This window comes from Vogesella oryzae (assembly GCF_902829295.1).
In the GTDB taxonomy this organism is placed as follows: domain Bacteria; phylum Pseudomonadota; class Gammaproteobacteria; order Burkholderiales; family Chromobacteriaceae; genus Vogesella; species Vogesella oryzae.
The window spans coordinates 67,102-80,891 of sequence record NZ_CADEPL010000055.1; the positions used below are offsets into that span (position 1 = coordinate 67,102).

At 60.1% G+C, this 13,790-nt stretch carries 16 protein-coding genes; 10 read left to right on the forward strand and 6 right to left on the reverse strand.

Translation table 11 applies throughout. From position 1 onward, the window contains the following. The first annotated feature begins 9 nt into the window (after positions 1-9). From fliJ to HU218_RS15310, 10 genes are all read left to right on the forward strand, one after another. Positions 10-435: a flagellar export protein FliJ gene (fliJ, locus tag HU218_RS15265; protein WP_174875798.1), complete on the forward strand. Its 426-nt coding sequence runs from the start codon at positions 10-12 to the stop codon at positions 433-435. Between the two features lie 57 nt (positions 436-492). After that, positions 493-1,689, forward strand: coding sequence for a flagellar hook-length control protein FliK (locus HU218_RS15270; protein WP_174875799.1), 1,197 nt, complete (start codon positions 493-495; stop codon positions 1,687-1,689). A gap of 156 nt (positions 1,690-1,845) precedes the next feature. Next, positions 1,846-2,313 carry a flagellar basal body-associated FliL family protein gene (locus HU218_RS15275; RefSeq protein WP_246211270.1) on the forward strand — a complete coding sequence of 156 codons (468 nt, stop codon included), beginning with the start codon at positions 1,846-1,848 and terminating at the stop codon, positions 2,311-2,313. A 9-nt stretch (positions 2,314-2,322) separates the two neighbouring features. Further along, the gene (fliM, locus tag HU218_RS15280) at positions 2,323-3,333 is read left to right on the forward strand and encodes a flagellar motor switch protein FliM (RefSeq protein WP_174875801.1); all 1,011 of its coding nucleotides are present in this window, start codon (positions 2,323-2,325) and stop codon (positions 3,331-3,333) included. Beyond that, on the forward strand, positions 3,326-3,790 hold the full coding sequence (gene fliN, locus HU218_RS15285; protein WP_174875802.1) for a flagellar motor switch protein FliN: 465 nt from the start codon (positions 3,326-3,328) through the stop codon (positions 3,788-3,790). Before fliM ends, fliN begins: the two co-directional genes overlap by 8 nt. A 2-nt stretch (positions 3,791-3,792) precedes the next feature. Next, on the forward strand, positions 3,793-4,218 hold the full coding sequence (gene fliO / locus HU218_RS15290) for a flagellar biosynthetic protein FliO (protein ID WP_246211272.1): 426 nt from the start codon (positions 3,793-3,795) through the stop codon (positions 4,216-4,218). Continuing rightward, positions 4,215-4,955 carry a flagellar type III secretion system pore protein FliP gene (gene fliP / locus HU218_RS15295; protein WP_174875803.1) on the forward strand — a complete coding sequence of 247 codons (741 nt, stop codon included), beginning with the start codon at positions 4,215-4,217 and terminating at the stop codon, positions 4,953-4,955. Before fliO ends, fliP begins: the two co-directional genes overlap by 4 nt. Before the next feature lie 9 nt (positions 4,956-4,964). Then, the gene (gene fliQ, locus HU218_RS15300) at positions 4,965-5,234 is read left to right on the forward strand and encodes a flagellar biosynthesis protein FliQ (RefSeq protein WP_174875804.1); all 270 of its coding nucleotides are present in this window, start codon (positions 4,965-4,967) and stop codon (positions 5,232-5,234) included. 13 nt (positions 5,235-5,247) lie between these two features. Then, positions 5,248-6,024, forward strand: coding sequence for a flagellar biosynthetic protein FliR (gene fliR, locus HU218_RS15305; protein WP_174875805.1), 777 nt, complete (start codon positions 5,248-5,250; stop codon positions 6,022-6,024). Positions 6,025-6,105: 81 nt separating this feature from the next. Beyond that, positions 6,106-6,831, forward strand: coding sequence for a YebC/PmpR family DNA-binding transcriptional regulator (locus HU218_RS15310; protein WP_174875806.1), 726 nt, complete (start codon positions 6,106-6,108; stop codon positions 6,829-6,831). Between the two features lie 100 nt (positions 6,832-6,931). Here HU218_RS15310 and HU218_RS15315 read toward each other — a convergent pair whose 3' ends face one another. From HU218_RS15315 to HU218_RS15340, 6 genes are all read right to left on the reverse strand, one after another. Further along, positions 6,932-7,846, reverse strand: a complete 915-nt coding sequence (locus HU218_RS15315) for a glutaminase (protein WP_174875807.1) — start codon at positions 7,844-7,846, stop codon at positions 6,932-6,934. Between the two features lie 111 nt (positions 7,847-7,957). Beyond that, on the reverse strand, positions 7,958-8,602 hold the full coding sequence (locus HU218_RS15320; protein WP_174875808.1) for an HD domain-containing protein: 645 nt from the start codon (positions 8,600-8,602) through the stop codon (positions 7,958-7,960). A 120-nt stretch (positions 8,603-8,722) separates the two neighbouring features. Next, positions 8,723-9,583 carry a flagellar motor stator protein MotA gene (motA, locus tag HU218_RS15325; RefSeq protein ID WP_174875809.1) on the reverse strand — a complete coding sequence of 287 codons (861 nt, stop codon included), beginning with the start codon at positions 9,581-9,583 and terminating at the stop codon, positions 8,723-8,725. Between the two features lie 199 nt (positions 9,584-9,782). Continuing rightward, a complete protein-coding gene (locus tag HU218_RS15330; RefSeq protein ID WP_174875810.1) occupies positions 9,783-10,706 on the reverse strand; it encodes a pseudouridine-5'-phosphate glycosidase in 924 nt (307 codons plus the stop codon). Between the two features lie 15 nt (positions 10,707-10,721). Beyond that, positions 10,722-11,813: a PfkB family carbohydrate kinase gene (locus HU218_RS15335; RefSeq protein ID WP_174875811.1), complete on the reverse strand. Its 1,092-nt coding sequence runs from the start codon at positions 11,811-11,813 to the stop codon at positions 10,722-10,724. A 153-nt stretch (positions 11,814-11,966) separates the two neighbouring features. Further along, the gene (locus HU218_RS15340) at positions 11,967-13,754 is read right to left on the reverse strand and encodes an ABC transporter ATP-binding protein/permease (RefSeq protein WP_174875898.1); all 1,788 of its coding nucleotides are present in this window, start codon (positions 13,752-13,754) and stop codon (positions 11,967-11,969) included. Positions 13,755-13,790: the final 36 nt, after the last annotated feature.

Here is a 13,790-nt window from a genome sequence, read left to right on the forward strand (position 1 = left end):
CACTAGGCGATGAGCAAGTTTGACCTTCTGCTGCGCTTGGCCAGCGATAAAGTGGATGCTGCGGCCGAGCGCATGCGCAAGGCTCAACAACAGCAGCTGCAGGCGCAACAGACCTTGCAGCAGCTGGAGAGCTTTATTGCCGACTACCAGCAGCAAATGTTGCAGCGGGGGCAGGCGGGTATGTCGGTGACCCAGTGGAGCGACTACCGGCTGTTCATGCAAAAGCTGGATGATGCGCGCGAACAGCAGCAACAGGAACTTGAGCGCAGCCTGCAGCGCTTTGCGGTAGAAAAGCAGGGTTGGCTGCAGGAACGGCGCAAGCTCAAGTCCTACGAGGTGCTGCAAAAGCGCGAGCTGCGACGTGCCGACCTCGCGCAGCGCCGCCGTGAACAAAAAACACTGGACGAGTTTTCTGCCCGCCTGAAAAAGCCCTGATCGGGGCTGGCACGTAAACTGCTTTATGGTGTCATCCTGTCAATGGGGGCAACCACCATGGCCCATGCAATATCTCCTGCCAACACTACCGCATCGACTGCTTCGGCTGTTTTTTCTGCTACTGCAGACCAGCCGGACGACAAGAGTATCTTCTCTGCGCTGTTATCCCAGTTGCAGCCTGCTACTACAGACAAGAGCGGTTTGCCGGCAGCCTTGAATGACTTGCTCGCCGGCAGTGACGCCAAGACGCTTGCAGACGATAAGTCCTTGCCACAAGGCGGCGACCTCTCGGCTGCATTGCAACTGCTGATGCAAGGGTATAACCCCCAGGCGCAAGTGGTCGGCGACCGGCAGAAATTGCCTGCGGCGGCAGCATTTGCCGGTAAGGCCTTGTCAGGGGCGGGCGGCGCTGCGGCAAAGCTGCATGACGCGTCGCTGCTGCAACAGAACGCCTCCAAACAGGTGGCTGCAGGCAAGTTGACGCCAGCGGCTACGGTTGCCGCTCAGCAAGGGAGTGATCAGGCGCTTGGCAAACTGAATGAAATGATGCAGCACCAGCAGACTGAGCCAGCGATTGCGCCGGTAGCGACAGCCTCGCGCCGCGCGGATCCACTGCCCGGCAATGTACGGCTGATGTTCCGCCCGGAGCAGCGTGCCGATGGTGCGGATTTGCAGGCTGACAAAGCCGCTGCGCAAGTCGACAGTAGCCAGAGCATGCTGTCCAGTGCGGCCAGCTCGTTGTTGCCGAATCGTGGTCATGAAAACTGGCAGGAAATCCGCCAACCGATGGCGCAGGGTAGTACCGCCTGGCGTCAGGAGTTTGCCGAAAAACTTGGCAACCTGGTGCAGTTCAAGCTCGATTCGGCCAGTATCAAGGTGACGCCAGAGCATCTGGGACCACTGGATATTTCGATTACTTTTGACCAGCAGGACAGGGCGCGGATTTCTGTCGTTGCGGCCAACCATGCCGCACGTGAGATTGTAGAAAGTGGTCTGCCGCAGCTTGGCAAGATGCTGGAGCAGTCCGGTATTCAGGTCAGCAATGTCGAGGTCAGTTCGCAGGCGCAGCAGCAACAGGCACGGGATCAGGGGGCGCAGTGGCAGCAAGGCCAGCATCAGGGGCAGCACCGAGGCCAACCTCAGGAACCGTTCATTCCGCAGAATGAAACCGGCGTAGCTGCTCTTGCGGGTGATTTGCCTGCGGGTATTGCGCCTACCACGGCGCTTTCCGAGCAATTAAGCATTCGCGCCTGACAGGTTTTCCCAAGCAGCCCTATCCAACAGGCGTGGAAATGGAGAAAATAGTAGAAATAATTTCCCGCTAGCGAGTTGACCAAAGAGATGGCTGAAAAAAAGGAAGAAACCAAAGCGCCAGCAGCGCCGGCACCTGCGGGTGGCAATAAAAAGCTGATGATCATTGTGATCGTGCTGCTGGTGGTATTGCTGGCGGCTATTGGCGGTCTGGCTGCTTATCTGGTTCTTGGGCAGTCGCACGCGCCGGAAACGGCATCTGGCGCCCATGCCGAACAGGCGGCGCCCAAGAAAGAGAAAAAAGAAGGCCCACCCATTTTTGAGAAAATGGACTCTTTCGTGGTGAACCTGACAGGCGGACCGACTGCGCCGATGCTGCAAATCGAGATGCAGGCGGAACTGGCCGACGAAGAAGCCAAGAATAACTTCAAGGCCTACATGCCGAAGATACGCAGCGCGGTGATTTTGCTGCTGTCCTCCAAGAGCGAGGAAGAGCTGGCAACTGCGGATGGCAAAGTCAAACTGCGGGCGCAGATCAAGCGCATCATGAATGAAGCCATGGATGCCGCCGATACCGAGCCGGTAGAAGGCGTGCTGTTTACCTCCTTCATCATCCAGCAACAATAAAGCTGAGTCATGGCCGACGAGATCCTGTCCCAGGAAGAGGTAGACGCGCTATTACGGGGCGTTACCGGGGAAGAGGAAGATGATGGCGATTCCGGCGACGGAAGTTCGATACGTTCCTACGATATTGGTCGGCAGGAACGTATCGTCCGTGGCCGTATGCCTACGCTCGAAATCATTAACGAGCGTTTTGCCCGCAACTTGCGTATTGGCTTCTTCAACTTTATCCGCCGCAATGCCGAAATTTCGGTAGGGCCGGTTAGGGTGCAGAAATATAGCGAGTTCATCCGCAACCTGGTGGTTCCTACCAACCTTAATCTGGTGCATATCAAGCCTTTGCGTGGTACCGGCTTGTTGATTTTCGATCCGGATCTGGTGTTTCTGGTCGTGGATAACCTGTTTGGTAGTGATGGCCGCTTCCACGTACGGGTGGAGGGCCGCGACTTCACGCCCACCGAACAGCGCATCATCCAGAAACTGCTGGAGGTGGTGTTCACCGAATACCAGAAGGCGTGGGAGCCGGTATACCCGATCGAGTTCGGCTATATCCGCTCCGAGATGAACACCCAGTTTGCCAACATTGCTACTCCAACCGAAGTCGTGGTGGCGGTGACGTTCCATATCGAGCTGGGGGCTGGCGGCGGCGATTTTCACGTCTGCTTGCCGTATTCGATGGTCGAACCGCTGCGCGACATTCTGTCCAGTACCATGCAGGCCGACCGTACCGAGGTGGACAATCGCTGGGTAAATTTGATGCAGCGACAAGTCCAGGCAGCTGAAGTGGAGCTGGTGGCCACCCTGGCGCAAGCCAAGATCACACTGGGGCAGATCCTCAACCTGAAGCAGGGTGATGTGGTGATGGTCGATGTGCCGGAAAAAATCGTGGCCGATGTTTCCGGTATTCCGGTGTTGTCTTGCAGTTACGGTACGGTGGCCGGTAACTACGCGCTGAAGGTAGAAGAAATCCTGGCCGGGGCACACGACCTGGCAGATATGCCGAATGGAGAGAACGAAGATGGCTGAAGAACAGGGCTTTGACCCGGATTCTGTTGCCGGTGCTGTGGATGGCGATGGTAATGACGTCATGGATGACTGGGCTGCGGCTATGGCCGAGCAGGAGCAGGTCGATGCCGCTTCCGCTGCGGCTGCTGCCGAAGTAAAGCCTGCCAGCGCGCTGTTCCCGGACTTCTCGGCCGCCGGTAGTGCCCAAGCGGTGCCGCAGAATCTGGACATGATTCTGGACATCCCGGTGCAGCTGACGGTGGAGCTGGGACGAACCAAGATCGCTATTCGCAACCTGCTGCAGCTGGCTCAGGGCTCGGTTGTGGAGCTGGATGGCCTGGCCGGTGAGCCGATGGATGTGCTGGTGAATGGCTGTCTGATTGCCCAGGGTGAAGTAGTGGTGGTTAACGACAAGTTCGGTATCCGCCTGACTGACATCATTACGCCGGCGGAGCGACTGCGCCGCCTGCAGAAATAATTATGCTGCGAATCCTGTTCTGTTTGCTGCTTGCCGCGCCTGCGCTGGCGGCCCCTCCTGCCGAGGGGCCGTCGCCGTTATGGGGCATGTTGCAGGTCATCTTTGGCCTGCTGCTTGTACTCGGGGCGATTGTGGCCATTGCCTGGCTGTTCCGCCGCTTTTCCATGGGGGCGGTGCTGGGGCGTTTTCAGCCGGCACGCGTAGTCAGTGGTGTCATGGTTGGCCCGCACGAGCGGGTGGTCATCGTGGAGCTGGCCGACGAATGGTTGGTACTGGGCGTGACTGCGCGCAACGTGAATCTGCTCAAAACCATGCCCAAACCGGCTGGCTATGATGCTGCTACGCCTGCGGCCAACCCGCCGTTTGCCCAGTGGCTGGCTGCCGCAATGGAGAAGTCCCGCAAGCGGCAAGGGGATGGCGAGAAATGAAGTGGAAGTTGAGCCTTGGTTTGTTACTGTCACTGCTGCCGACTGCGGTATGGGCGGCAGGCTTGCCGATGATGACCAGTACGCCGGCGCCTGGCGGCGGACAGAACTACTCCCTCAGTCTGCAGATGCTGCTGCTGATGACCGGACTGAGCTTCATTCCGGCCATGGTGCTGATGATGACCTCGTTCACGCGCATCATCATTGTACTGTCACTGCTGCGGCAGGCACTGGGCACCATGCAGTCGCCGCCCAACCAGGTGCTGGTGGGGCTGTCGCTGTTTCTGAGTATTTTCGTGATGGCGCCAACGCTGGACCAGGTTTACACCAAGGCTTGGGTGCCTTTGTCAGAGGACAAGATCACCTTCCAGCAGGCAGCGGATGAAGCAGCCAAACCGATGAAGGCCTTCATGCTGACCCAGACGCGGGAGAAAGACCTGGCGTTCTTCATCGAGATTTCGCAATCGCCGCCACCGGCAACGCGGGCCGACGTTTCCCTGAAGACACTGGTGCCGGCATTTGTGGTCAGCGAGCTGAAAACCGCATTCCAGATCGGTTTCATGGTGTTCATTCCGTTTCTGATCATCGACTTGGTGGTCGCCAGCATCCTGATGGCAATGGGTATGATGATGGTGTCGCCGGTGATCATCTCGCTGCCGTTCAAGATGATGTTGTTCGTGTTGGTGGATGGCTGGACCCTGTTGCTGGGTTCGCTGGTGCAAAGCTTTGCCGGGCGTTGAGGTAACACAATGACTCCAGAAACCGTCATCAATCTGGTGCAGAACGCGCTGTACGTGCTGATTCTGGTTTCCGCTCCGCCACTGGCGGTGTCGCTGCTGGTCGGTTTGCTGGTGAGCATCCTGCAGGCGGCTACACAGATCAACGAAATGACGCTAACGTTCATTCCCAAGCTGCTGGCGATGTTCCTGGTGCTGGTGCTGGCAGGCCCGTGGATGCTGACAACCTTGCTGGATTACATGACACGGCTGTTCCAGAGTATTCCCAGTGCCATCGGCTGAGTATCGCTGACGCATGTTGACCTTCAGCGATACCCAGATCAGCGCGTTTCTAGCCTACTTCCTGTGGCCATTTGCCCGTATTGTCGGCTTGATGTTGTCCGAGCCCATCCTGTCCTCGCGCAGTATTCCAAGACGCTACAAAGCTGGCTTTGCCCTGATGCTGACGGTGCTGCTGGCGCCGGTTCTGCCGCCGTTGCCGGCTATTCCGGTGTTGTCGGCGCAAGGAACCTTGCTGGTGATCCAGCAGTTGCTGATCGGTATCATCATGGGCATGGCCATGCGCATCGTGATTACCGCGCTGGAAATGGCCGGTTTCCTGATGGGGACCCAGATGGGTCTGGGTTTTGCCATGTTCTTCGACCCGCAGCACTCGTCACAGGTGCCGGCGGTATCGCGGGTGCTGACGGTGTTTGCCACCCTGATTTTCCTGAGCTTTGATGGCCACCACGTGTTGATTTCCGCACTGGTGGACAGCTTCCAGACCTTTCCCATCGGCAGAAGTCTGCCAGCCAGCAGTCTGCGTGAGGTGGCTATCTGGGGCGGCAAACTGTTTACCTGGGGGGTGTGGCTGTCGCTGCCGGTGGTCGGGAGCCTGCTGGTCGTCAATCTGGCGATCGGCGTCATGACCAGGGCGGCACCACAGTTCAATATCTTTACCTTCGGCTTCCCGTTGACGCTGATGATCGGTTTCTTCGCGCTGTATCTGTCTTTGCCATTGCTGGAGCCGGCGGTTAGCCAGATTTACCGCGAGGCGTTCGAGTTTATTGCGGTGCTGCTGAAGGCGGCCTAGCTTTTTGCTAGAATACCGCGCTACCTATTTTCTCGGCTTGCCACTGTGTGAGCCGCAAACCACTGATATACCGAGGCTTTTATGGCTGGCCACAGCAAATGGGCGAACATTAAGCACAAGAAAGAACGCGCCGACGCCAAGCGCGGCAAGATTTTTACTCGCCTGATCAAGGAAATTACCGTTGCGGCCAAGATGGGCGGCGCGGATATCGACTCCAACCCGCGCCTGCGTCTGGCGGTGGATAAGGCCTGGGATGCCAACATGCCCAAGGACAACATCCAGCGCGCTATCGACCGCGGTGCCGGCACCATGGAAGGCGTTGACTACCAGGAGTGCCGTTACGAGGGTTACGGTATTGGCGGCGCCGCAGTGATGGTGGATTGCCTGACCGATAACAAGACCCGTACCGTTGCCGATGTACGCCATGCCTTCTCCAAATACGGCGGCAATATGGGTACTGACGGTTGCGTGGCGTTCCAGTTCACCCATTGTGGCGCGCTGCTGTACGCACCGGGCGTGGATGAAGATGCGCTGATGGAAGCAGCACTGGAAGCGGGCGCTGACGACGTGATCACCAACGACGACGGTTCGCTGGAAGTGCTGACCCCGCCGTATGAATTCCCGGTGATCAAGGCTGCGCTGGAAGCTGCCGGCTTCAAGGCGGAAGGTGGGGAAGTGACCATGCGCCCGCAGAATGAAACCGAGCTGGCCGGCGACGATGCCGTGCGTATGCAGAAGCTGCTGGATGCGCTGGAAGACCTTGACGATGTGCAGGAGGTGTATACCTCCGCCGTGCTGGAAGACTGATCGTCAGCACTTCGCAAGTAAAAAGCCTGCATCGCAAGATGCAGGCTTTTTTTGTTTGCTGCGGACCATAAGGTTGGCCGCATGCGGCCAACCTTGTCGGCTAGAACACCGATTCGCCACTGCGGGTGGTAAAGCGGTCCAGCGCTTCCAGCCCGGCCAGCGAGTTACCGCGTGCATCCAGCCCCGGGCTCCATACCGCGATGCTCATCTTGCCCGGCAAAATCGCCAGGATCCCGCCGCCCACGCCGCTCTTGCATGGCAGCCCAACGCGGTAGGCAAACTCGCCGGCGGCATCGTAGGTGCCGCAGGTCAGCATGATGGCGTTGATCTGCTTGGCCTGGCTGCGGCTGAGGCGTTGCTGGCTGCTCACCGGCGAGATGCCATGATTGGCCAGAAACAGGCCGGCGCGCGCCAGTTCGCGCACGTTCATGCGGATGCTGCAGGCGCGGAAGTAGTGCGCCAGCAGCGGCTCGACACCGTTACGGATGTTGTCGCAGCTTTTCATGAAGTGACCCAGGGCGGCATTGCGGTGGCCGTGCTCGGCTTCCGATGCCGCAATCACATAGTCGAAATCGATTGCCGCTTCGCCGCATTCTTCGCGCAGGAAACTGCGCAGTGCGCTGCTGCTGTCGCCGAACTCGCTGATGGCGATATCGGTGACGACCAGGGCACCGGCATTGATGAACGGGTTGCGCGGGATGCCGTGCTCGTACTCCAGTTGCACCAGCGAGTTGAACGGGTTGCCGGAAGGCTCCTTGCCGACGCGTTGCCACAGTGCTTCGCCGTGGCTGCGCAGGGTATGCGCCAGCATGAAGGCTTTGGAAATGCTCTGGATGGAGAAGCGCTTGTCGGCCAGACCTGTGGTGTAGACCGCGCCATCCAGCGTGGCAACCGCCATGGCGAATTGCTGCGGGCTTTCCATCGCCAGTGCCGGGATGTAATCGGCTGGCTTGCCTTGTGCCAGATAGGGTTCGACATCATGCGCGATGCTGTCGATGAGACTCTGAATGTCCATATTGCTCTGTCAGGTGTTGTTATGTGGTACTGCCGCCGCCAGCGCCATCTGTGTGGCTTGCTGCTGGTGGCGGTGCGGGCAGTGCCGCGGCCAGCTAGGCCGCAGGCGCTGTCAGGTTGCCCATTCCGCGACAAAACTGTCACGGAACTGGTATAGCCAGGCAAGACGGGCTTCGCCCAGGGTCTTGCCGGCATTGGTCTGCATGCTGGCCGGCAGAGCGGCCAGTTTTACGGCGATATGGTCGAGCGCGTACTGGCGGTCATTCAGTTCGCGGCTGTTGCCGAGGACGTCGTCCGGGTGGGCCAGCTGGCTGTTCATGCGACCGGCGGTGTAAAACAGCCGTGCCAGCCCGACCGCGCCGAGCGCATCCAGCCGGTCGGCATCCTGCACGATCTGTGCTTCGAGCGTCTGCGGCGGGATGGCGGCGGAAAAACTGTGTGCCTCGATGGCGTGGGCGACGGCGGCCAACCTGTCGGCAGGAAAACCCATTGCGGCCAGTTTGCTGCTGGCAAGCGCCGCGGCCTGGCGCGAGGCCAGTTGGCGCTGGGGATGGTTCTTCGGCAGGTTGACCAGGTCGTGCAGGTAACAGGCGGTCATCACTACCAGCGCATCGGCCTCGGGGTAGTCAGCCAGCAGTTGCCGGGCGGTGTTCCACACCCGTTGCAGGTGATTGAGGTCATGAGCACCGTCGTCGCCGGCATGGCGGCGGGCCAGCTCCGCACAGCGCGGTTGCCAGATGGCAAGCAGGGAGGTCATGTGATGTCCGAGCGTGAAAGGTCGCCCATTTAAAAAGCCGCTACCGGTGCTGTCAATGTGTCGACCCATAAAAGCAAAGGCGCCCTACAGGGCGCCTTGCGGGGGCAATAAACTGCCGGCTTATTTCTTGCTCTTGATGCTTTCTTCCAGTTCGGCAAAGCTCGGGCGTTCGGTGGAGTACAGTACCTTGCGGCCGAATTCCACCGCAGTCTGCGGCGCATAGCCCTGCATGCTGGCCAGCAGCACGGTCTTGATGCACTGGAATTCCTTGGTGTTTTCATCCAGTTTCTGCTCCAGCAGCGTGCCCAGCGGGCCGACAAAAGCATAGGCCAGCAGAATACCTAGGAAGGTACCGACCAGCGCCGAGCCAATCATGCCGCCCAGCACGGCCGGCGGCTGGCCCACCGAGCCCATGGTATTCACCACCCCCAGCACCGCGGCCACGATACCGAATGCCGGTAGCGCATCGCCCAGACGGGTAATGGCGGCGGCCGGCGCATGACCTTCGTGGTGGTGGGTTTCGATCTCGATGTCCATCAGGTTTTCGATTTCCATCGCATTCAGGTTGCCGGACACCATGATGCGCAGGTAATCGGTGATGAAGTCCATGATGTGGTGGTCTTTGGAAATGGCTTCGTACTTGGAGAACACCGGACTGTTGTGCGGGTCATCCACGTCCTTTTCCACCGACATCAGGCCTTCCTTGCGGATCTTGACCAGAATCTCGAACAGCATGCCCAACAGGTCCATATAGCGGGCCTTGGTATAGCGCGAGCCTTTGAACAGGGTAGGCAGGGCGCTTTTCACTGCCTTGAGGGTCTTGCCCTGGTTGGTTACGACAAAGGCGCCCAGCGAGCCGCCAAAAATAGCCATCAGCTCCGTTGGCAAGGCATGGATGATCACCATCATGTTGCCTTCGTGGAGGATGTAGGCGCCAAAGATACAGACCAGCGCGATGGCGTAACCGATTAAAACGTTCATGGGCCTGCGGTCCCCTCGGTATGCAAGGCAAGTAGTTCACTATGGGTCAATGGACTGGGCATTGCCAATTGCCTTGGCAATGCCGCCCGTGTAGCTGGTTCGCATTCATTCTGTTTCAAGCGAATGCGAACACCGGATGCTACCGGATTGCCCCCGCACTGCCAACCACGCAACTGGTCGTATGTGGCGTGCTGATACCTCAGTGCAGCTGGTCGTAGGCGCCGGCGATCGCTGCGGCCAACCTGGCGTTGTTGAGTACCAGCTGGATGTTAGAGGCCAGGCTGTCGCCGCCGGTCAGCTCGCAGACACGGGCCAGCAGGAAAGGTGTGGACTCCTTGCCGGCAATGCCTTGCTGCTCGGCTTCTTGCAATGCCTGGCCAATCGCGGCATCGATCTTGTCGCGTGGCATGGCGTACTGTTCCGGGATCGGGTTGGCAATCACCATGCCACCTTTGAGACCGAGCTGCCATTTGGCCTGCATCACTGCGGCGATGTCGCTGGCCTCGTCCAGCTGATAGTCCACGCCGAAGTCGCTATCACGGGTGAAAAAGGCTGGCAGGCGGGCAGTACGGTAGCCGATTACCGGTACGCCGTGGGTTTCTAGGTATTCCAGCGTCAGGCCCAGGTCGAGGATGGACTTGGCGCCGGCGCACACCACGGCTACCGGGGTTTGTGCCAGCTCCTGCAGGTCGGCAGACACATCAAAGCTTTTCTCCGCGCCGCGATGGACGCCGCCGATGCCGCCGGTGGCAAACACGCGGATGCCGGCCATGGCGGCGATGATCATGGTGGAGGCCACGGTGGTGGCGCCGGTGCGCTTGCCCGCCACGATGAAGGGCAGGTCGCGGCGGCTGACTTTCACCACCTCACGGCCGGCTTTGCCCAAGTGTTCGATTTCATCGCGACGTAAGCCGGCTTTCAGGCGGCCATCGATGATGGCGATGGTGGCCGGTACCGCGCCGTGGGCGCGTACTTCGGCTTCCACGCGCAGCGCGGTTTCCACGTTCTGCGGATAGGGCATGCCGTGCGAGATGATGGTGGACTCCAGGGCGACCACCGGTTTGCCCGCGGCCAGTGCCGCTGCCACATCAGGATGAATATCGAGGTAGAGGTTGCTAGTCATGGTTCTGCTTTCGTATCAGGCATGTCTGGCCAGCCAGTCGGCGACGGCCGTGGTGGACAGGCTGGGGTGGTTGGTGGCGGGCGAGCTCAGGGTGAGGGCAGCGCAGGCATGGGCAAACGGCAGGCTGTCCGCCAGCGGCCAACCTTGCAGATAGCCATGCACGATACCGGCCATCAAGGCATCGCCGGCGCCGGTGGCATTGGCGACGCTGACTGCCATGGCGGGTAGTTGGCCGCGGCTGCCATCGGCATGGCTCCAGCAGATGCCTTGTTCGCCCAGGCTCAACACCAGTTGCTGCAGCCCTTGCCGGTGAAACCAGTCCGCCACCCGGTCCGCATCGTCGGGCGTGCGCAGTGGCAGGCCGCTGAGCGCTTCCGCTTCCTGGCGATTGGGTTTGAGGGTGTGGATCTGGCCCAGCCACGGCAGCAGGCGCCGGCACTTGTGTACCGACACGGTATCGGCAAATACCGGGCACTCGCCGCGATGGGCAAAAATCCACTGTAGCGAGGCTTCCGGCAGGTTGCTGTCGATTACCAGCGTGCTGGCGTTGCGCAACCGCTCCAGCTTGTCGGCCAGGCGTTCCGGTCCCAGCCGTCGCAGGATGTCCATGTCGTTGATGGCCACCGTCATTTCGCCATCCGGGCCATGCAGCGACAGGTAGGTGGAGGTGGCCTCGTCCGGCAACGTCCAGCAGTCGCGAATATCCACGCCGGCCTTGTGGCAGGCGTCGAGCAGCGTGCGGCCGTACAGATCTTCTCCCACCACGGTGAGCAGGCGCGCGTCGTTGCCAAGGCGTGCCAGGTTCTCGGCGATATTGCGGGCCACGCCGCCCGGCGAGCAGCGAATGCGCCCCGGGGTGGAGTCGCCGTCCTGCAGCGGCTGCTTGCTGCTGCCGCTGATGTCCATGTTGGCACCGCCGATCAGCAATACGTATTGCTGGCGGGCAAGGATGTAGCCCTTGCCGAGAATGCGGCCTTTCTGCATCAGGTTCATGATGTGGCCGGCCACGGCCGAGCGGCTGATGCCGAGGCGATCGGCCAGTTCCTGCTGCGGAATCAGCGGCTCGTCGCGCAGGATGGCAAGAATTTGTTGTTCGCGTCCGGTCATTTGACAAATGTTTGTTGTACAAACTTAAGTTTGAATTTTCGATGCGATCACTAGCCAGTGTCAAGCGGTGCCGCTGGCCGGCGTGCAAAGGTTGGCCGCATGAAAAAACGGCCGGAGGCAAGGCTTCCGGCCGTCAGTGACGAGTTTGCAGGATCAGGTTGGTTGCAATTGCCAATTGCCGCCGCCCTCAAGTAGCAGCTGCTGGTCGTGATGCGCCAGCAGGGTGCTGCGATGGCCGACGCTGATCAGCGTGGTATGCGGCAGGCGCTCGCGCAGCAGGCGGTACAGCGCATCTTCCAGCCCTTCGTCCATCGCCGAGGTGGCCTCGTCGAGGAAGGCAACCCGCGGTGCGGTCAACAGCAGGCGCCCGAATGCCAGGCGTTGCTGCTCGCCCAGCGACAGGGTGTGACTCCAGTCGGTATCGACATCCAGCTTGTCGGCCAGATGGCCCAGGTGCACGGCTTGCAGCGCGGCAACGGCACCACTGTCGTCATGGCTGGCCTGGTTGGGGTAGTACAGGGCATCGCGCAATGTGCCCAGCGGCAGGTATGGGCGTTGCGACAGGAATAGTAGCTGGTCGGGCCACGGATGCTGCATCTGGCCGTCGCAGTACGGCCACAGGCCGGCGATGGCGCGCAGCAGCGTGGTCTTGCCGCTGCCGGACGGGCCGCGGATCAGCAATGCCTGTCCGCCTTCCAGCGTCAGGTCCAGTTTGCTCAGCAACGGCAGTTTGTCGGGGCGGCGTACGTTCAGCCCGTGCAGGGTCAGGCCGGCTTCGCGCAGGGTGTGGTGCGGCTGCGGCAGATGGGCGGCGGCTTCTACCGCATCCATGAAGCCGGTAAGACGATCCAGCACCGCCTTGTACTCGGCAAAGCTGTCGTACGCGCTACGGAAGAACGACAGGTTGCCTTGCAGCTGGCCAAAGGCTTGCGCGGTCTGCACCATGTCGCCCAGCGAGATCTGCTTGGCAAAGAAGCGCTTGGCCTGGATCAGGAACGGAAATACCGCGGCGGTCTGACTGACAACCAGGTTGAAGCCGCTGAATTTCAGGCTCCGGAACACGATCTGCCACACGTTATCGATGATGTTGTCGAAGCGGTGGCGCAGGGTACGGCCTTCGACGGCTTCGCCACGATAGAACGCGACGCTCTCGCCGTATTCGCGCAGACGGATCAGCGAGTAACGGTAGTCGGCACCCAGTTTTTCGTTGAGGAAGTTGAGGCGGATCAGTGGCTTACCGATGCGGAATGCCAGTACCGTGGCGATGATTACATAGACGTAGACCATGAACACCATGCCGCGCGGGATGTCCACGCCAAACAGTGTCAGCACGCCGGACAGTCCCCACAGGATCAGGGTGAACTCGAAGGTGGAGACCAGGGCGTCTATTACCCCCATCGACAGCGACAGCGAGCTGGAGACGAAGCTGGCGATGTCCTGCTGGATACGCTGGTCCGGGTTATCGCTGGGGTTTTCCAGGTGGGCGGTACGGTAGTAGGCCTGACGGTTCAGCCAGCGCTTGAGCATGCCCTCGTTCAGCCATTGCCGCCAGCGGATCACGAATGCCTGCTGCAGGTAGTATTCCAGCAGCGAGCGGCCAACGTGTACCGTGGCCAGCGCCACGAAAATCCACATCGAGCTCCAGAACAGCTTGGCATCCCACTTCTGCAGCGCGGTGTACATGCCGTTGTACCAGTTGGAAAACAGCACGTTGACCCGCACCCCGGCCAGGGTGATCAGCAAAATCAGCAAAATCGCCAGCAGCGGGCGCCAGCCGTTTTTAGCCGGCAGGAAAAATTCACCGGCAAGGCGCCAGAATTGCTTTCCCCAGAGGGTGTGACGCGTCAGCAGCCTGATGGCCACGGCACTGACCAGCAGCGTAATCGCCATGGCCTTGACCAGCCAGATCGTGCTGCCGAGTAATTCCTGACTCCAATCCATCATTTCTCCTTATTGTCCTGGAAGGGTCTATTGATC

What these genes read in the sequence shown, in the direction of transcription:
- fliJ (WP_174875798.1), top strand. Translation starts at nt 10, where the DNA reads ATGAGCAAGTTTGACCTTCTGCTGCGCTTGGCCAGCGATAAAGTGGAT.
- HU218_RS15270 (WP_174875799.1), top strand. Translation starts at nt 493, where the DNA reads ATGGCCCATGCAATATCTCCTGCCAACACTACCGCATCGACTGCTTCG.
- HU218_RS15275 (WP_246211270.1), top strand. Translation starts at nt 1,846, where the DNA reads ATGATCATTGTGATCGTGCTGCTGGTGGTATTGCTGGCGGCTATTGGC.
- fliM (WP_174875801.1), top strand. Translation starts at nt 2,323, where the DNA reads ATGGCCGACGAGATCCTGTCCCAGGAAGAGGTAGACGCGCTATTACGG.
- fliN (WP_174875802.1), top strand. Translation starts at nt 3,326, where the DNA reads ATGGCTGAAGAACAGGGCTTTGACCCGGATTCTGTTGCCGGTGCTGTG.
- fliO (WP_246211272.1), top strand. Translation starts at nt 3,793, where the DNA reads ATGCTGCGAATCCTGTTCTGTTTGCTGCTTGCCGCGCCTGCGCTGGCG.
- fliP (WP_174875803.1), top strand. Translation starts at nt 4,215, where the DNA reads ATGAAGTGGAAGTTGAGCCTTGGTTTGTTACTGTCACTGCTGCCGACT.
- fliQ (WP_174875804.1), top strand. Translation starts at nt 4,965, where the DNA reads ATGACTCCAGAAACCGTCATCAATCTGGTGCAGAACGCGCTGTACGTG.
- fliR (WP_174875805.1), top strand. Translation starts at nt 5,248, where the DNA reads ATGTTGACCTTCAGCGATACCCAGATCAGCGCGTTTCTAGCCTACTTC.
- HU218_RS15310 (WP_174875806.1), top strand. Translation starts at nt 6,106, where the DNA reads ATGGCTGGCCACAGCAAATGGGCGAACATTAAGCACAAGAAAGAACGC.
- HU218_RS15315 (WP_174875807.1), bottom strand. Translation starts at nt 7,846, where the DNA reads ATGGACATTCAGAGTCTCATCGACAGCATCGCGCATGATGTCGAACCC.
- HU218_RS15320 (WP_174875808.1), bottom strand. Translation starts at nt 8,602, where the DNA reads ATGACCTCCCTGCTTGCCATCTGGCAACCGCGCTGTGCGGAGCTGGCC.
- motA (WP_174875809.1), bottom strand. Translation starts at nt 9,583, where the DNA reads ATGAACGTTTTAATCGGTTACGCCATCGCGCTGGTCTGTATCTTTGGC.
- HU218_RS15330 (WP_174875810.1), bottom strand. Translation starts at nt 10,706, where the DNA reads ATGACTAGCAACCTCTACCTCGATATTCATCCTGATGTGGCAGCGGCA.
- HU218_RS15335 (WP_174875811.1), bottom strand. Translation starts at nt 11,813, where the DNA reads ATGACCGGACGCGAACAACAAATTCTTGCCATCCTGCGCGACGAGCCG.
- HU218_RS15340 (WP_174875898.1), bottom strand. Translation starts at nt 13,754, where the DNA reads ATGGATTGGAGTCAGGAATTACTCGGCAGCACGATCTGGCTGGTCAAG.